General features: G+C 73.8%; 12 protein-coding genes and 3 pseudogenes. 10 read left to right on the top strand and 5 right to left on the bottom strand.

Going from position 1 to position 17,033, the window contains the following annotated elements:
• Positions 1-116: 116 nt before the first annotated feature.
• From E6W39_RS29860 to E6W39_RS29825, 7 genes and pseudogenes are all read left to right on the top strand, one after another.
• Positions 117-1,334: a prenyltransferase/squalene oxidase repeat-containing protein gene (locus tag E6W39_RS29860; RefSeq protein WP_181799500.1), complete on the top strand. Its 1,218-nt coding sequence runs from the start codon at positions 117-119 to the stop codon at positions 1,332-1,334.
• 325 nt (positions 1,335-1,659) lie between these two features.
• A complete protein-coding gene (locus E6W39_RS29850) occupies positions 1,660-2,295 on the top strand; it encodes an SCO2322 family protein (RefSeq protein WP_228718411.1) in 636 nt (211 codons plus the stop codon).
• Between the two features lie 137 nt (positions 2,296-2,432).
• Positions 2,433-2,609: a hypothetical protein gene (locus E6W39_RS39830; protein WP_181799499.1), complete on the top strand. Its 177-nt coding sequence runs from the start codon at positions 2,433-2,435 to the stop codon at positions 2,607-2,609.
• Positions 2,610-2,702: 93 nt separating this feature from the next.
• On the top strand, positions 2,703-3,806 hold the full coding sequence (locus E6W39_RS29845; protein WP_141636131.1) for an energy-coupling factor transporter transmembrane component T: 1,104 nt from the start codon (positions 2,703-2,705) through the stop codon (positions 3,804-3,806).
• Positions 3,803-5,936, top strand: a pseudogene (locus E6W39_RS42105) (ATP-binding cassette domain-containing protein). Before E6W39_RS29845 ends, E6W39_RS42105 begins: the two are co-directional and overlap by 4 nt.
• A complete protein-coding gene (locus E6W39_RS44545) occupies positions 5,933-6,862 on the top strand; it encodes an ECF transporter S component (RefSeq protein WP_181799498.1) in 930 nt (309 codons plus the stop codon). The pseudogene E6W39_RS42105 and the gene E6W39_RS44545 overlap by 4 nt, the downstream one beginning before the upstream one ends.
• Positions 6,859-7,530 carry an HAD-IA family hydrolase gene (locus E6W39_RS29825; RefSeq protein ID WP_141636130.1) on the top strand — a complete coding sequence of 224 codons (672 nt, stop codon included), beginning with the start codon at positions 6,859-6,861 and terminating at the stop codon, positions 7,528-7,530. Before E6W39_RS44545 ends, E6W39_RS29825 begins: the two co-directional genes overlap by 4 nt.
• A gap of 15 nt (positions 7,531-7,545) precedes the next feature.
• Here E6W39_RS29825 and E6W39_RS29820 read toward each other — a convergent pair.
• Positions 7,546-9,599, bottom strand: a pseudogene (locus E6W39_RS29820) (MFS transporter).
• 317 nt (positions 9,600-9,916) lie between these two features.
• On the opposite strand from E6W39_RS29820, the gene E6W39_RS29815 reads away from it, so the two are divergent.
• Positions 9,917-10,831, top strand: a complete 915-nt coding sequence (locus E6W39_RS29815; RefSeq protein WP_141636129.1) for a peptidoglycan-binding protein — start codon at positions 9,917-9,919, stop codon at positions 10,829-10,831.
• A 39-nt stretch (positions 10,832-10,870) separates the two neighbouring features.
• Here the strand turns inward: E6W39_RS29815 and E6W39_RS29810 are convergent, their stop codons facing one another.
• From E6W39_RS29810 to E6W39_RS29795, 4 genes are all read right to left on the bottom strand, one after another.
• Positions 10,871-11,452 (bottom strand): TMEM165/GDT1 family protein, encoded by a 582-nt coding sequence (locus E6W39_RS29810; protein WP_141636128.1) that lies wholly within the window; start codon positions 11,450-11,452, stop codon positions 10,871-10,873.
• Positions 11,453-11,647: 195 nt separating this feature from the next.
• Positions 11,648-12,367 (bottom strand): ABC transporter permease, encoded by a 720-nt coding sequence (locus tag E6W39_RS29805; RefSeq protein ID WP_141638027.1) that lies wholly within the window; start codon positions 12,365-12,367, stop codon positions 11,648-11,650.
• Positions 12,368-12,420: 53 nt separating this feature from the next.
• Positions 12,421-13,989 (bottom strand): dolichyl-phosphate-mannose--protein mannosyltransferase, encoded by a 1,569-nt coding sequence (locus E6W39_RS29800; RefSeq protein WP_141636127.1) that lies wholly within the window; start codon positions 13,987-13,989, stop codon positions 12,421-12,423.
• A 68-nt stretch (positions 13,990-14,057) separates the two neighbouring features.
• Positions 14,058-15,338: an MFS transporter gene (locus tag E6W39_RS29795; protein ID WP_228718410.1), complete on the bottom strand. Its 1,281-nt coding sequence runs from the start codon at positions 15,336-15,338 to the stop codon at positions 14,058-14,060.
• 115 nt (positions 15,339-15,453) lie between these two features.
• Here E6W39_RS29795 and E6W39_RS29790 point away from each other — a divergent pair, with 115 nt between their 5' ends.
• Both E6W39_RS29790 and E6W39_RS29785 read left to right on the top strand, forming a co-directional pair.
• Entirely contained in the window at positions 15,454-15,993 is a 540-nt protein-coding gene (locus tag E6W39_RS29790) for a MarR family winged helix-turn-helix transcriptional regulator (protein WP_141636126.1), read from the top strand.
• Positions 15,994-16,100: 107 nt separating this feature from the next.
• Positions 16,101-16,903, top strand: a pseudogene (locus tag E6W39_RS29785) (VOC family protein).
• The last annotated feature ends 130 nt before the right edge of the window (positions 16,904-17,033 follow it).

Below are 17,033 nucleotides of genomic sequence, written 5' to 3'. Positions count from 1 at the left end.
GCCGTGGGCTCCGGCTAGAGTCTTGGTGGCCGCGCTCGGCCCCGGCCATGGCCGGGTGCGGGGACCGCGGCCGGTCTGCTCCGTCTGCCCGTCCACCGAAAGGCCCGCGCTCCGCCATGCTCGCACCCGCCCGTATCGGGGCCGCCCTGCTCGCCGCCGGCCTGCTCACCGGTCTCGCCACCGGCCCGGCGCTGGCGGACTCGGGCGCACCGTCCGCCCCCGCGTCGGCGACGGCACCGTCCTCGCCGCCCGCCCCCGCGGCGGTCCCCAGTGCGCTGTACGGCAAGAGCGACCCCACCTATGACGGCGTCTACCGGCAGTCGCTGGCGCTGCTCGCGCTGAAGGCCACCGGCCAGACGCCCCCGACCGCCGCGGTGGACTGGCTGAAGGGCCAGCAGTGCACGGACGGCGGCTGGCCGTCGTTCCGCGCCGACACCGGCACCGCCTGCGCGGCCGCCACCGAGGACAGCAACGCGACCGCGCTGGCGATGCAGGCGCTGGTGGCGCTCGGCGGGCACCAGGACGCGGTGGACAAGGGCACCGGCTGGCTGAAGGCCAACCAGAACGCCGACGGCAGCTGGTCCTACAACCCCGGCAACGCGGGCGACGCCAACTCCACCGGTCTGGCCGTGAGCGCGCTGCACGCGGCCGGGGTGGACCCGAAGACCGTCGCCAAGCAGGGCAAGAGCGGGGTGCAGGCGCTGACGGCACTGCAGCTCGACTGCAAGGCGGCGGCCGACCAGCGCGGCGCGCTCGCCTACCAGGCGGCCGCCCCCGGCGCCGCGCCGGCCGCCAACGCGCTGGCCACCGCCCAGGCCGAGCTGGCCCTGGCCGACGGCTCGCTGCCGGTGACGGCGGGCAGTGCGCAGCCGGGTGCGCCGAAGCCGCTGGACTGCTCGGGTGCCGTCGCGCCCGCCGAGGGCTCGGCCGCCTACCTGGTGGGCACGCTGGGCGCCAACGGCCAGCACCTGATGCTCGCCATGCCCGGCGCGGCCCCCACGCCGGACTTCGCGGCCACCTCCTGGGCGGTGCTGAGCCTCGCCAAGGCCGGCTACGGCGCGCAGGCGGGCCCGGCCGTGGACTGGCTGTCCGCCAACGCCGCCGGCTGGCTGCACAACAAGTCCGGCACCGACGCGGCTGCCACCGCCACGCTGATCCTCACCACCAAGGCCGCCGGGCGCGATCCGCACTCGTTCGCGGGCGCCGACCTGGTCAGCAGCCTGGCCGCCGCCGGCCCGGCCGCGCCGTCCACCGCCCCCAGCACCCCGCCACCAAGCACAGCAGCGGCTCGGGCGGCCTCAACCCGTTCTGGATCGCGGGCGGCGGCCTGCTGATCGGCATCGGCTACGGCGTCTACCTGAGCAAGCGCAAGCGCCAGCCGTGACCCGGCCCCACCGGGCGGGGGACGGAACCACAACGCCCCCACCCCGCCCGGCCCGACCGCACAGCACCCGGGAACCACTGCCACACCCCTCGCAGCGCAACCCACCTCCCCCGGCACCCCCGGCACCCCGGCACCCCCGGCACCCCCGGCACCCCCGGCACCCCCGGCACCCCCGGCACCCCCGGCACCCCCGGCACCCCGGCACCCCCGGCACCCCCGGCACCCGGCGGGCAACGACCCACCGCGCCACCGTCGTTGCCGCGCTGCTCGCCACCTTGGCCGGCCTGCTGCTCGCGGCCGCCGGCCCCGCGCAGGCCGCCGACTACCGCTACTGGTCGTTCTGGCGCGGGAATTCGGGTGGCTGGGCCTATCAGCAGCAGGGCCCGGCCATGTACCAGCCGCCGGACGGCAGCGTGGACGGCTGGCGCTTCACCCTCAGCCAGGGCGTCGGCCAGGCCGACGAACGGCCCGGCGCCGCCCCCGACTTCGCCACGCTGTGCGCCAACGTCCCGGCGCAGCCCGGGCGCAAGCGGGTCGGCGTCGTCCTTGACTTCGGCACGCCCGCTGACGCACCGTCAGCCCACGCTGATCCTCCCTCACTTCGCACCACCTGTACCCAGGTGCCAACCCAGGCGAGCTCCGCCGAGGTGCTGGCTGCCATCGCCCCGCCGCTGCGCTACGACACCAACGGGATCCTCTGCGCCATCGCCGGCTACCCGGTCACCGGCTGCGGCGAGGCGTTGACCGGCCCGGCCCCGGCCGCCGCAGCGGCACCCACCGCACCGCACGCGACCGCCCCCGCCCTGCCACTCCCCGCCGCCCTGGCCCTGATCGCCCTGGTGGCCGGGGGCGCCGCCTGGCTGGCCCACCGCCGACGCACCGCCACACACAGCACCCCTGACCGCCCATGAACCGCACACCCGACCACCCACGCCCCTCCCAGCACCACCGCCCCAAGCACCCGCGCCCCACCTCGGCCGCCCCCGCCCCGCCCTGCCCAGCGCCCCCCTCACCAACGCCCGCCCACCGACCCCATCGAGCGCGCCCCATGACACCCCCGCAGCACCTCTGCGCCGCCGCCCTGCCGCTGCTCACCCTGCACACCCTGCACACCGCGGGAGCCCTCGGCGCACTCGCCCTCACCGCGACCTCGCGCGGCATCCGCCCGAATCCGCCCCAGTGCGAGATACCCGCCCCCGACACCCACCCCCGGCCTGCCCTATGAGCACCACCATCGCCCTCCCCGAAAGTCGACCCACCCGACTTCCCACCCACGCGCACGCGCACCCCCACCCCCACACCCACCCCGGCTCACCCCATGACCGCCTCCCCCGACTCCCGCCCGCTGCACCCCGGCGCCTGGTGGCTGTGGGCGCTCGGGTTGGCCACCGCCGCGTCGCGCAGTACCAACCCGCTGCTGCTCCTGCTGATCATGGCCAGCGCCGCCCTGGTGGTGGCCGCCCGGCGGACCGAGGCGCCGTGGGCCCGCAGCTACGCCGGTTTCCTGCGGGTGGCACTGGCGGTACTGGCACTGCGACTGGTGTTCACGCTGCTCCTCGGCTCCCCGGTGGCGGGCTCCCACACGATCCTGACGCTCCCCCAACTCCCCCTCCCCGCCTGGGCGCAGGGAGTGCGGATCGGCGGCCGGGTGACCCTTGAGGGGCTGCTCTTCACGCTCTACGACGCGCTTCGACTGGCCGCCGTGCTGGTCTGCGTGGGCGCGGCCAATGCGCTGGCCTCACCGGCCCGGCTGCTGCGGCTGCTGCCCGGCGCGCTCTACGAAGTGGGGGTGGCGGTGGTGGTCGCGCTCTCCTTCGCACCCAACCTGCTGGCGGACGTGCAGCGGCTGCGGGCGGCCCGGCGGCTGCGGGGCCGCCCGGATCGCGGGGTGCGCTCGATGCTGAGCGTCGGACTGCCGGTGCTTGAAAGCGCGTTGGAGCGGTCGATCGCGCTCGCCGCCGCGATGGACACCCGGGGCTTCGGCCGCACCCGGCCGGTGTCGCGTGCCCTCGCCCGGGCCACCACCGCCTGCACCGTCCTCGGACTGCTGGGCCTGTGCGCGGCGGTGTTCGGGCTGCTCGGCTCGGACGGCGGTGGTTGGGCGGTGCCCGCGCTGCTCGCCGGCCTGGCGCTGACCGCCACCGGCCTGGCGCTCGGCAGCCGGCGCACCGTGCGGACCCGCTACCGGCCGGACGGATGGTCCTGGCCCGAGTGGCTGGTGGCCGGCTCGGGGCTGACCGCGGCGGCCGTGGTGACGGTGCTCTCGGTGCGCGACCCGGCTCCGTTCACACCCACGGTGGTCCCGCCGACTGCCCCGGTGCTGCCGCTGTTCGCCGCGCTCGCCGTACTGCTGGCGCTGCTCCCCGCCGTCGCCGCACCCCGACCGCTCCCCCTCACTCCCGCCCTGGACGGCCGCTCGTGATCACCTTCGACCAGGTCAGCGTCCACTACCCGGACGCCGCCGCCCCGGCCCTCGCCGGCCTCGATCTCACCATCCCCGAGGGCGAGTTGTGCCTGCTGGTCGGCCCGTCGGGGGCCGGCAAGTCCACCCTGCTGGGCCTGGTCAGCGGCCTGGTGCCGCACTTCACGGGCGGGCTGCTGCGCGGCCGGGTGACGGTGGCCGGCCGGGACACCCGCGAGCACCGGCCGCGCGAACTGGCCGACCTGGTCGGCACCGTCGGCCAGGACCCGCGCGCGCAGTTCGTCACCGACACCGTCGAGGAGGAACTCGCCTACGGCATGGAGTCATTGGGGCTCGCGCCGGCGGTGATGCGGCGCCGCGTGGAGGAGACACTGGACCTGCTCGGCCTGGCCGAGCTGCGCGGCCGCCCACTGGCCACCCTGTCGGGCGGTCAGCAGCAGCGGGTGGCGATCGGCTCGGTGCTGGCCGTGCACCCGAGGGTGCTGGTGCTGGACGAGCCCACCTCGGCCCTCGATCCCGGCGCGGCCGAGGAGGTGCTCGCCGTGGTGCAGCGGCTGGTGCACGACCTGGGCATCACCGTGCTGATGGCCGAACACCGCCTGGAACGGGTGGTGCAGTACGCCGACCAGGTGCTGCTGCTGCCCGGCGACGGCCGTGCGCCGCTGCTCGGCGCGCCGGGCGAGGTGCTCGCCGAGTCGCCGGTCTTCCCGCCGGTGGTGGGCCTGGGCCGGCTGGCCGGCTGGTCGCCGCTGCCGCTCTCGGTGCGTGACGCCCGCCGCCGCGCCACCGACCTGCGGGAACGCCTGGCACACCACCAGCCGCCCACCGGCTCGCCGGGCCCTGGCACCGAAAGTCGACCCACCCGACTTTTCGACCGCACCACCAACCCCCAGGCTCCCACCACCGCCCCCACCGGAAGTCGGCCCGCCCAACTCTTCAGGCGCACGCCCAACCCCCAGGACCCCACCACCCCCGCCCCGAAAATCGGCTCGCCCGACTTCTCCACCGCACCACCAACCCCAGGGCCCCACCACCGCCCCACCGGAAGTCGGCCCGCCCAACTCTTCAGGCGCACGCCCAACCCCAGGACCCCACCACCCCCGCCCCGAAAGTCGGCTCACCCGACTTCTCCGCCACCTCGCCAACCGCCAAGCCCCGGCCACCACCCCACCCCCGTCGCCGTCGTCGACCGGCTGGCCGTCCGGCGCGGCCCGGTCCCCGCCGTGCGCGGCGTCTCACTCGCACTGCGCGCCGGCGAGGTCACCGCGCTGATGGGACGCAACGGCGCGGGCAAGTCCAGCCTGCTCGGCGCGCTGGCGGGCCTGCATGCCCCGGCGGGCGGTTCGGTGCGGGTGGGCGACCTGACCCCGCACCGGGCCCGCCCGGCCGAGCTGGTCCGCCGGGTCGGCCTGGTCCCGCAGGACCCCGCGACCTGCTCTACGCCGAGACCGTGGCCGCCGAGTGCGCCGCCGCCGACCGGGACGCGGGCGCCGAACCGGGACGCTGCCGCGCCCTGCTGGAGCGCCTGCTGCCCGCCCTGCCGGACGCCGCCCATCCGCGCGACCTCTCCGAGGGGCAGCGGCTCACCCTGGCCCTGGCCGTGGTGCTGGCGGCCCGCCCGGCGCTGCTGCTGCTCGACGAACCGACCCGCGGCCTCGACTACCCGGCCAAGGCCCGCCTGGTCGAGATCCTCGGCGGCCTCGCTGCGGACGGACACGCGATCCTGCTGGCCACCCACGACGTGGAGCTGGCCGCCGAGCTGGCGCACCGCACCCTGGTGCTGGCCGACGGCGAGCTGGTGGCCGACGGACCGTCCGCCCAGGTGGTGCTGGCCTCCCCGGTGTACGCCCGCAGGTGGCCAAGGTGCTGGCCCCGCAACCGTGGCTGACGGTCACCCAGGTCGCGGCCGCCCTGGCTGACGACGCCACCCCAACCGAGGAGCCCACCCACCCCCTGGCCCCGGCCCACCCCCTGCCCAGCCAGCCCCCCGGACCCACCGAAGAGGGCACCGCAAGCACAGAACCCACCCACCCACCAGCCCGGCCCACCCCTGCCCAGCCAGCCCCCGCACCCGGGGCCGCCCACCGCGCCCCCACCCCCGCGCCCGCCGAGGAGGGCGGCACCTCGTGAGCCAGCGCCCGCTCCCGCCGCTCGGCCCGCGCTCGGTCGCCGCGCTCGCCCTCACCAGCCTGCTCGGCCTGGCCGCGTTCACCTGGCCGCTGATCGCGTCGGCCCACTCGGCGGTGGTCGCGCATGCCGCCGACGCGCCCTGGCTGTTCGCCCTGCTGCTGCCGCTGCTGCTCGCCGTGCTGCTGGCCCAGCTCGCCGACTCCGGGCTGGAGCCGAAGGCGGTGGCGCTGCTGGGGGTGCTGGCCGCGGCCGGTGCGGCGCTGCGACCGCTGGGGGCGGGGACGGCGGGGCTGGAGCCGATGTTCTTCCTGATGGTGCTGGCGGGCCGGGTGCTGGGCCCGAGCAGCGGGTTCGTGCTCGGCGCGGTGACGATGGCCGCGTCGGCGCTGCTCACCGGCGGGGTCGGGCCATGGCTGCCGTTCCAGATGCTGGCCATGGGCTGGGTCTGCCTCGGGGCCGGCCTGCTGCCCGGGGCGGACCGGCTGCGCGGGCGGCGCGAGGTGCTGCTGCTGGCGGGGTACGGCGCGGTGGCGGCGGTGCTGTACGGCACGGTGATGAACCTCCAGGGCTGGCCGTACATCGCGGGCCTGAGCAGCTCGATCGCCTTCGTGCCCGGTGACCCGCTGAGCGCCAACCTGCCGCGCTTCGCGGTCTACTGCCTGACCACCTCGCTCGGGCCTCTCGGAGGCGCCGTCGGCCGACGCCGTGCAACGGGTGCACGAGCGCGCGGGCCACCGGGCGGACGAGATCCACTCGGTGCCGTTCAGCGTCTGAGAGCGCCGGAAGGCACCCGAGCCACCCCAGGCCAGCCGGCCACCGGCCCACGGCACGACCTCCGCGAGGCCGCCGGCCGCCGGCCGTCGGCCGCCGTGGCGGGGCCCGACCCTCGACAAGATCGCCAAGCCCCCGGTATACCGGGCGGATGACCTCCACCGTCCGGCCTTTCGATGCCGTGCTGACCGATCTCGACGGCGTGATCCGGCTGTTCGACCACAGCGAGCTCAACCGCCTGGAGCGAGCCGCCGGTCTGCCGGCCGGCCACACCATGAGGACCGCCTTCCACCCCGATTTGCGCGGCCCGCTGCTGCTCGGGCAGTTGGGCAAGGCCGAGTGGCAGGCGCGGATCGCCGAACGCCTGGCAGCAGAGTCGGTCACAACACCAGAGCCGACCACAGCACCGGAGTCGGCCACGACACCGGAGCCCGCCACCCCAGCAGAGCTGGCCGCGGCCTTCACCAGCGCGCCGTTCCGGGCTGACCCGACCGTGGTGTCGCTGCTGCGTGCGGTGCGCGAGCACGTCCCGGTGGTGGTGGTCACCAATGCCACGGCGTGGCTGGACGCCGATCTGGCGGCGATGGAGCAGCTGACCGGGGTGGCGGATGCGGTGGTGAACAGCGCCGAGGTGGGCGCGGTCAAGCCGGAGGAGCGGATCTACCGGATCGCCGCCGAGCGCGCCCAAGTCGCGCCGGAGCGCTGCCTGTTCGTCGACGACACGGCGGGCAACGTGGCGGCCGCTCGGGCGCTCGGCATGACGGGGGTGGACTACCGCGAGCCGGCCGACCTCCGCAACGCCCTTGCACACCTATTGAACTGAACTGAACTGGCGGACTCAGAGCGTGCGCCCCTCGTTGTGCGGGACGTGCGGCTCGGGGACGCGGTCGGGGCGGTCGTGCGGGTCGCCGCAGAGGTTGTGGCTCAGCGTGGTGAGCAGCGCGGCCAGGTCGGCGAACTGCTTCTCGTCCCAGTCGCCGAGCAGCTTGGACAGTTGGGTGCGCCGCGCGGTGACGAGTTGCTGGGCGACGCGCTCGCCCTCCTCGGTCAGGCGCATCGGCAGCCCGTTGCGGATCGCCAGGCCCCTGCCCTCGACCTCGCGGGCGGCGGCCTCGATCACCGCCGGCGGCACGATCCGGCGTTCTGCCAACTCGGCCGGTTCCATGGAGCCTTGGCGGAGCAGCTGCAGCAGCAGCCAGCTGGAGGCGGGTTGCAGATCGAGCCCGGCCTCGGCGGTGATCCGCCGGTAGAGGTCGCGGCGGGCCTCCCGGGTGTTCAACACCGCGAGGGCGCGGGCGATTTCGTCGACCGAGCTGCGCTGCACCGGGTTCATCCCGATCGACTCGCCGAGGTCGGGCGCGGTCACCGACTCGCGCAGCGGCTGCTCCTTGATGAACAGTGCGAACACGAATGCCACGGCCGCCACGGGGCGGCGTAGAGGAAGACTTGGGAGATGGAAGTGGCGTAGGCGTGCAGCACGTTGTGCGCGGCCGCGGGCGGCAGGGTGTGGATCACCCGGGGGTCTTCGGTGATCTTCCCGGGAGAGAAGCCCGGTGGCAGCGGGACGCCGCGCAGTGCGTCCCGGAGCCGGTGGTTGAGGCCGGTGGTGAAGATGGTGCCGAAGATCGAGACGCCGAACGACGCGCCGATCGAGCGGAAGAAGGTGGCGGCGGCAGTGGCGACGCCCAGGTCCTGGTAGCCGACGGAGTTCTGCACGATCAGCACCAGCACCTGGAGCACCAGGCCCAACCCCAGTCCGAAGACCAGGAAGTAGAAGCTCATCACGGTGGTGGAGGTGGACTCGGTGAGCCGGGAGAGCAGCACCAGCCCGACCACCATCACCGCGGTGCCGATGATCGGGAAGAGCCGGTAGCGGCCGGTGCGGGCGACGATCTGGCCGGACCCGATCGAGGTGACCAGCATGCCGAGCACCATCGGCAGCATGTGCACGCCCGACATGGTCGGCGAGACGCCCTGCACCACCTGCAGGAAGGTCGGCAGATAGGTGAGCGCGCCGAACATCGCGAAGCCGACCACGAAGGAGATCACCGCGACCAGGTTGAAGGTGCGGGAGGTGAACAGGCGGGGCGGCAGCACGGCCTCCGCGGCCCGTCGCTCGACCAGCACGAAGGCGATCAGCAGCAGCACGCCGAGCACGCCCAGGCCGATGATCTGCCAGCTGCCCCAGCCGTAGCTGACACCGCCGAGCGAGGTCATCAGCACGAAGCAGGTGGCCACGGCGGCGATCAGCACGATGCCGGGGTAGTCGATGGCGTGCTTGTGGGTGACCTCGGTGCTGTGCAGCACCAGCGCGATCGCGACCAGGGCGACCGCGCCGATCGGCAGGTTGATGTAGAAGACCCAGCGCCAGGAGAGCTGGTCCACGAAGAACCCGCCGAGCAGCGGGCCGAGCACGCTGGTGGCGCCGAAGACCGCGCCGAACAGGCCCTGGTACTTGCCCCGCTCCCGCGGTGGCACCAGGTCGCCCACGATCGCCTGGGTGAGCACGATCAGGCCGCCGCCGCCCAGCCCCTGCAGCGCGCGGAAGGCGATCAGCTCGCCCATGTTCTGGGAGATCCCGCAGAGCGCCGAGCCGATCAGGAAGATCACGATGGAGGCCTGGAAGAACCGCTTCCGGCCGTACATGTCGCCCAACTTGCCCCAGAGCGGGGTGGCGGCGGTGGAAGCCAGCAGATAGGCCGTCACCACCCAGGAGAGGTGCTCCAGCCCGCCGAGGTCGCTGACGATGGTGGGCAGTGCGGTCGAGACGATGGTCTGGTCGAGCGCGGCCAGCAGCAGGGCCAGCAGCAGCGCACCGATCGGGACCCAGAGGTTGTGGACCGGCACTTGTTGCGGGGCCGGTGCGTGGGTCTCGGTCGCCGGTTCCGCCATGACAGAACCTCCGTCTGGTGATCCGTCGGTGTTCCGTCCGGTGATCCTGATGATCCGGCAGCTTCTGACTTCTCATCGTGTCAGATTTGTCTGCTTTTGCGGCTCGGGGTTGGGCCATTCGTTAGCCGGGTGGCACTGTTCGCCCGCTGTGGCGTCCTGCATAATCGGGCGCGTTCCGAAGCCCGTCGCAATCTCCAGGAGGACCGGCCCATGCCGGGGTTCGCCCAGCCAGGTCCCGGCCGGGATCCCGATCTGACCGAGACGGCGGTCCTCCCGCACACCGAGGGGCCCCGCTGGTCCGCCCGTACGTCCCGTCGGTGCCGGTCGAGGAGTACCCGGACCCGTACGCCACCGCGCCAGCCGACCCGTACGCCACCGCCGTACTGCCCCCGGCCCCGGCCGCCCCGTACACCGCCGACCCGTACACCGCCGACCCGTACACCGCCGCCCCGTACGCCACCGCACCCGCCGACCCCTACGCCACCGCCGTACTGCCCCCGCTCGGCCCGAACCCGGCCGGCCCGAACCCAGTCCGCCAGGAAAGCACCGCGCCCCCGCCCCGGGAGCTCGGCCTGTTCCCGATCGCCGACAGCCAGGACGGCTCCCGCGGCCGCGCCGCCGCCCGACGGGCCCGGCGGCGCCGCGGCGGCCTGGTCGCGGCGGCCGGTGCCGGCGTGGTCGCCCTCGGCGTGGGGCTGGCCTACGTCCTCTCCCCCGGCGGCTCGTCGACCGACCAGGCGCTGCCGGTCGTGCCCACCGGCGCCGCCTCGCCGAGCAGCGCGCCGACCGACAGCGCCGCCCCCAGCAGCGCCCCCGCCACCACCGCAGCCAGCGCCAGCGCGGCCCCGGCGACCTCGGCCAGACCGGCCGCGCCCAGAACCAAGGCGGCGCCCCGCACCACCCCGCCGCCGGCCCCCAGCACCAGCGCGGCCGCCCCGCCGCCCCCACCCGCGACCACCCAGGCGCCGCCGCCCACCACGGCACCGCCCACCAGCGCCGCGCCGAGCCCGAGCGCCGCCCTGCCCGCCCCGGGTGACTCCGGCCCGACGGTGGTGGCCTTGCAGCGGCAGCTCCGGTCGGCGGGCTGCGGCGGGACGCACAGCGGGACCTACGACACCCGCACCGAGAGCGAGGTGGCGCAGTTCCAGTACTGGAACAACATCGACGCCAACCAGCAGGGCGTGCTGGACCAGCAGACCCAGGACGCCCTCAACGCCGGCGACACCTGCTGACCCCCGCCCCCGCCGGCGACACCCGCAACTGACCCGGCCTCAGCCGGTCACCGCCTCGACGATGCTGATCCCGGACAGCACCAGCATCGCGGCGGCGGCCACCCGGATGATCGCCTTCATCGGCACGTGCTTCAGCAGCTTCTGCCCGCCGAGGATGGCCAGGCCGCCGACCGCGCACAGCGCCAGCCAGGCGCCCAGGCCCACCGCGAGCGGCTCGGCGTACTTGGCGGCCAGGTTGGCGGTCATGATCTGGGTCAGGTCGCCGAACTCGGCGACCGCCACCACCAGGAAGCTGGTGCCGGCCACCTTCCAGAAGCTGTTGGCGGCGGGCTTGCGGGCCTCGTGCTCCTCGTCCTCGTCCTTGTGCATCAGCAGCATCACGGCGCCGACCAGGAAGAGCAGCCCGGCCACGCCCTCCACCCAGCGGTGCGGCAGCAGCGCCAGCAGACTGCCGGCCACCAGCGCCAGGCCGACCTGCACGGCCATCGCGGCGGCAACCCCGGCGAAGACGTACGACGCGCGGTAGCGGGTGCCCAGCATCAGCGCGGCCAGCGCGGTCTTGTCCGGTAGCTCGGCCAGGAAGATGATGCCGAAGGTCACGGCGAACACGGTCAGATTCATCGGGGGACGTTCCTCCACGGTCGGGCTGCCCGGCCGCGCGGCCCCGAAAACAGAAGAGACCCCGGCCCGACAGCACTGGTCATCAGAGACAGCACTGCGGCCGAAGGTCTCGCCAACACACGTGGTGTCCCGGGCGCCGGGCCACCCCGCTGGGGCGACCAGTATGTCGACGGTCCGGTGGAGGGCTACTCCCCTTCAACCCCGCCAGTCTACCGGACGCTTCACCAGGCCCCGCCCGACCAGTTCCAGCACCACCACGATCGCCACCGCCTCCACCGCCAGCAGTGCGACCAGCACGAAGAGCTGCACCGCCCCCGCCGCCACCGGCGAGGCGCCGCCGAGCAGCATGCCGACAAACGCACCGGGCAGCGTCACCAGGCCGACGGTGCGGGTCTGGTCCAGTGCGGGCACCAGCGAGGTGGCGGCGGCGGCGCGGCAGATCTCCAGCCGGGCGTCCCGGTCCTCGAAGCCGAGCGCCAGCGCCGCCTCCACCTCGCCGTGGCGCTGGGCCAGCTCGTCGAGCGCGCGCCGACCGGCCAGCGAGGTGGCGGTCAGCCCGCCGCCGATCAGGATCCCGGCCACCGGCACGATCGACAGGCCCTGCCACGGCAGCAGCCTGGTGCCGAGCAGCAGGGCCAGCACGGGCAGCACTCCGGCCCCGATCGGCGCGGCGGCCCAGGCCCAGGACCAGCCCGGTGCCTCGGTCATCCGCCGCCCGGCCGTGCGCACCGCCACCGTGAACATCAGCAGCACGAAGAGCGCGGTCAGCCAGAGCGAGTGCACCACGCCCGTGATCACCAGCGAGACCGCCACCAGCTGCACCACCGCCCGCACGCCGGCCTTCAGCACCGAGCGCCCGTGGCCGAGCTTCCCCCACCCCGCCACCGCGACGGCCGCCGCGAGCAGCACCGCCATCAGCACCCCGAGCAGCGGGGTGACCGGCAGCAGCTGGCTGGAGCCGGCCGCGCTCAGATCCAGCTGACGAACCACATGTGGTCCTGCCAGTCGGACATCGGGATCACCTGTGCGGTGTACAGCGGGAGGAAGTAGAGGAAGCAGCCCATGATCGCCAGCACCAGGCCGCCGGCGGCCGCCCCGCCCCAGGCCCGCCGCCGCACGGTCGCCGGCGCCGGGCCGACCATGGCGCCCAGCATCTGGGCCACGGCCAGGCAGAGGAACGGCACCAGCACCACCATGTAGAAGGAGAAGATGGTGCGCTGCTGGTACTGGAACCAGGGCAGGTAGATCGCGGCCACCGCGCAGAGCACCGCGCCGGAGCGCCAGTCCCGCTTGAAGAGCCAGGCCCAGAGCTGATAGGCCAGCGCGAAGCAGGCCGCCCACCACAGCAGCGGGGTGCCGAGCGCCAGGATCTGGGTGGTGCAGCCGCCGGAGTCGGTGCAGCCCCGCTGCCCGAAGGGCACCGGCTGCCAGTACATGCTGACCGGGCGGCCCTGGACCAGCCAGCTCCACGGGTTGGACTGGTAGGTGTGCGGGGTGGTCAGCGTGGTGTTGAACCGCCACATCTCGGTCTGGTACTGCCACCAGCTGCGCAGCGGTCCGGGCAGGAAGCCGCCGGGGTGGGTGTCGGCCCAGTGCCGGTCGTAGCCGCCGGAGCTGAGGAACCAGCCGCCCCAGGAGCCGATGTAGACCACCGCCCCGACCAGCACCATGGAGCAGAAGGCGGGCACGGCGTCGTGCCGCAGCATGCTGCGCCAGGGGTGCCGGGCGCCGGCCCGGCGTCGCCCGGCCTGGTCCCAGAGCACGGTGAGCAGCGCGAAGGCGGCCAGGATCGGGGCGCCGGTCCACTTGACCGAGCAGGCGCAACCGAGCATCAGCCCGGCGGCCAGCCGCCAGGGGCGCAGCCCGAGCCGGATCCGGTCGCCGTCCACCCCGTCGGCCGGCAGCTTGGCCCTGGTGTGGTCGCGGTCGATCAGCAGGCAGCCGAAGGCGGCCAGTACGAAGAACATCAGGATGCCGTCGAGCAGGCCGGTGCGGCTCATCACCAGTTGCAGGCCGTCCACCGACATCAGCAGCGCGGCGGTGCAGCCGAGCAGCGTGGAGCCGAAGAGCCGGCGGCCGATCCGGGCCAGCATCAGCACCGAGACCGTGCCGACCAGCGCGACCATCACCCGCCAGCCGAACGGATGGAGTCCGAAGAGCGCCTCACCGATCGCGATCACCCACTTGCCGAGCGGCGGGTGCGCCACGAAGGCCCACTGGGTGTTCAGCGGGATCTGCTGCGGGGTGGAGAGGATCGCGCTGTTGGCGTTCTCCGCCCAGCTGCCCTCGTATCCCTGGTGGAGCAGCGACCAGGCGTCCTTGGGGTAGTACGTCTCGTCGAAGACGAAGGCGTTGGGGTAGCCGAGGTTCCAGAACCGCAGCACGCCGGCGAAGAGCGCCACCGCGATCGGTCCGAGCCAGCCGGCGTGCCGGACCAGCCAGGGCAGCCGGCGGCCCAGCTCCAGCAGCACGGACGTGCGGCCGACCGGTTGCGGGTGCGCACCGGCCGGCCGCTCGATGACTGCCGTATTCGCCATGGCCCCACCGTCGTCGACTCGTTGATCACCGACGACTCTAGGCGGCCGCGGTCTCCCCCGTCACCCTCTCATGCCGCCGTCTGCAGCTCACGGACCGGCACGGTGACCGGAGCGGGCCGCTCGGCGTTGTCCTGCACGGGCGTCAGGTGGCCGCGCAGCCGCAGCGCCATGACGATGATCAGCAGGGTGCTGCCGGCCATCGCGGCCAGGTAGAGCGGCCAGGTGCCGGAGCCGACCAGCAGCACGCCGAAGGCCGGGCCGACCGCCGTGGCGGTCTGCTTGACCAGCGAGAACGCCGAGTTGTAGGTGCCGAGCAGCCGGGTCGGGGCCAGGTCGGCGACGATCGGGCCCAGGGTCGGGGCCAGCATCGACTCGCCGATGCCGAACAGCACGTAGATGGAGACGATCGCCGCGGTGGCGAGCGCGGCCTCGCCGCGGATCAGGCCGGCCAGCAGCGCCATGCCCCAGGCGCCGAGCCAGACCACGCCGGTGGCGGCCATCGCGGTGGTGCGGCGGCGCTTGGCGGTGATCCGGACCATCATCATCTGCAGCACCACGATGGTGACCGCGTTGGCGCCGATCGCCAGGCCCAGGGTGGACGGCGCGGTGTGCACGGTGGTGGTGGCGAAGGCCGCCACACCCGACTCGTACTGGCCGTAGCAGGTGAAGAAGATCAGCGCGGCGAGCACCAGCAGGTTCAGCATCGCCTTGTCACCGGCCAGCGTCCGCAGGCCGCTGGGCCGGCGGTCGTCGGCGACCGGCACCGGGCCGGGGCCGGCGATCTTGGCGGTGCCGGTGACCAGGGCCAGGCCCAGGTAGGTCAGCGCCTCGATGGTGAACAGCCGGGTCAGGCTGGCCGGCTCGGCCACGTCGACGATCTGCCCGCCGACCAGCGCGCCGATGCCCATCCCCAGGTTGACCAGGGTGAACTGGAGCGCGAAGGCGTGCGAGCGGGTCGCGGCCGTGGAGCTGCGCACGATCATGGTGGCCAGCGCCGGCTGGCAGGTGGTGACGCCGCCGCCGAACAGGAAGACGGAGAGCAGCAGTCCGGCCGTGCTCTGCGCCTGCCCGAAGGCGAAGGCGCCGACGGCGGCCATCGCACACCCGGCGAGCAGCACCGGGCGCGGCCCGTACCGGTCGATGGAGCGGCCGGCGAACGGCAGCACGGCGAGCGCGGCCAGCGCGAAGAGGGTGAACACCATGGTGGCGGCGAGCGAACCCTGCCCGCGCACCTGGTCCACGTAGATGAACATGTACGGCAGCGTGAACCCGCTGCCGAAGGCGCTCAGCGCGTTGCCGAGCTGGACCCGGCGAAGGGCACCACCCGTACCGAACTTCAGCTGCATCATGGAGACCACCCCTCACCGGTTTCAACCCTCAAGATTTCAGAGCTAAACTCTATGAGAGGAAAGACTCCACTGTCAAAGCCTTAACTTCGCTATAAGGCGTGGGAGACTGAAGCCCATGAGCGCACGCAAGGCCGCCGCGGCGGCCGAACCGGACTGCGGTGACCTCGGCATCGCCGAGCAAGTGGCCATCTACCAGCGGGAGTTCCCCACCGTCGACCCGCAGGTGGAGACCATCGTGTCGTCCCTGTCCCGGGTCGCCCGGCGGATGTCGGTGGCCTACGACCGGCAGCTGACTGTGCTCGGAATCACCAGCGCCGAGTGGGAGGTGCTCAAGGCCCTGGTGGTGGCCGGCAGCCCGTACCGGCTCGGCCCGGGCGAGCTGGCCAAGCGGCTGGGCCTCACCCCGGCGGCGATGACCCACCGGATCGACCGGATGGTGGCCGAGGAGCTGGTCACCCGGGAGCGCGACGAGGCCAACCGGGTCCGGGTGATCATCGAGCTGACCGAGACCGGCCGCGACAAGTGGCTGGAGTCGATGCGGATGGCCGCCGTCTTCGAGGAGGAGCTGCTCCAGGACGTCGGCGCCGATGAGCGCACCGTGCTCTCCGGGCTGCTGGGGCGGATGCTCACCCGGATCGAGACCGGCGCGCCCTGAGCGCCATGAGTGGGCCCCCTGAGTGGCGGGGCGGTGGGACGGCGGCAGTGTGTGTCGGGGGGCAACAAACGTCTGACCAGACGACTTCCGCCCTGGAGGCGACACCCATGCCCGTGGTCACCACCCCGTACACCCCCGGCACTCCGTGCTGGGTCGACCTCGCCGCTCCCGACCAGCAGGCGGCCATCGACTTCTACAAGGACCTGCTCGAGTGGCAGGGCGAGAAGGGCCCCGAGGAGTTCGGCGGCTACGCCGTGATGATGCTCAACGAAAAGGCGGTGGCCGGCATCATGGCGGCCGTGCCGATGGACGGCAACCCGCCACCGCCCACCGCCTGGACCACCTACCTCGCCACCGACGACGCCGATGCCGCCGCCGCCCGGGTCGGCGCCAACGGCGGCAAGGTGCTCTTCGGCCGATGACGGTCGGCACGGTCGGCCGGATGTTCATCGCCGCCGACCCGGCCGGCGCGGTCTTCGGGGTCTGGCAGAAGCTGGACTTCTTCGGCGCCCAGATCGTCAACGAGCCCGGCGCGGTGATCTGGAACGAGCTGAACACCAGCGACATCCCGGGCGCCAAGGCGTTCTACCAGGCCGCCCTCGGCATCGAGATCAAGCTGATGGAGATGCCCGGCACGGAGAGCATGCCCGAGTACTACGGGCTCGAGGTCGGCGGCAAGCCGGTCGGCGGCGCGCAGAGCCTGGCCAACCACCCGGAGGGCACCCCGGCGCACTGGGCCGTCTACTTCGCGGTGGACGACGTGGACAGCACGGTGGACGCGGCGGTCCGGACCGGCGGCTCGGTGCTGGTCCCGCCGATGGACACGCCGGTCGGCAAGATGGGCGCGCTCACCGACCCGCAGGGCGGCGCGTTCTGGTTGATCAAGCCGCAGATGCCCGAGGGCTCCTGACCGACGCACCGACGACCCGTGCCCCCGGAGCGCAGCCGCTCCGGGGGCACGGCGCGTCCGGCGAACCCTCTGCATCCGAAGCAAGGTCCGTCTCAAGATGTACGTCCGGTGGGTCTTGTGGACCACCCCC

Source organism: Kitasatospora acidiphila, assembly GCF_006636205.1.
Classification (GTDB): domain Bacteria; phylum Actinomycetota; class Actinomycetes; order Streptomycetales; family Streptomycetaceae; genus Kitasatospora; species Kitasatospora acidiphila.
Note: the sequence above shows the minus strand (reverse complement) of the source record. Positions and strands in the feature narration are given on the sequence as shown.

Excerpts from the sequence above, each read along its gene's own strand:
- E6W39_RS29790 (WP_141636126.1), top strand. The coding sequence starts at position 15,454 with ATGAGCGCACGCAAGGCCGCCGCGGCGGCCGAACCGGACTGCGGTGAC.
- E6W39_RS39830 (WP_181799499.1), top strand. The coding sequence starts at position 2,433 with ATGACACCCCCGCAGCACCTCTGCGCCGCCGCCCTGCCGCTGCTCACC.
- E6W39_RS29795 (WP_228718410.1), bottom strand. The coding sequence starts at position 15,338 with ATGATGCAGCTGAAGTTCGGTACGGGTGGTGCCCTTCGCCGGGTCCAG.
- E6W39_RS29800 (WP_141636127.1), bottom strand. The coding sequence starts at position 13,989 with ATGGCGAATACGGCAGTCATCGAGCGGCCGGCCGGTGCGCACCCGCAA.
- E6W39_RS29810 (WP_141636128.1), bottom strand. The coding sequence starts at position 11,452 with ATGAATCTGACCGTGTTCGCCGTGACCTTCGGCATCATCTTCCTGGCC.
- E6W39_RS29805 (WP_141638027.1), bottom strand. The coding sequence starts at position 12,367 with ATGGCGGTGCTGCTCGCGGCGGCCGTCGCGGTGGCGGGGTGGGGGAAG.
- E6W39_RS29825 (WP_141636130.1), top strand. The coding sequence starts at position 6,859 with ATGACCTCCACCGTCCGGCCTTTCGATGCCGTGCTGACCGATCTCGAC.
- E6W39_RS29860 (WP_181799500.1), top strand. The coding sequence starts at position 117 with ATGCTCGCACCCGCCCGTATCGGGGCCGCCCTGCTCGCCGCCGGCCTG.
- E6W39_RS29845 (WP_141636131.1), top strand. The coding sequence starts at position 2,703 with ATGACCGCCTCCCCCGACTCCCGCCCGCTGCACCCCGGCGCCTGGTGG.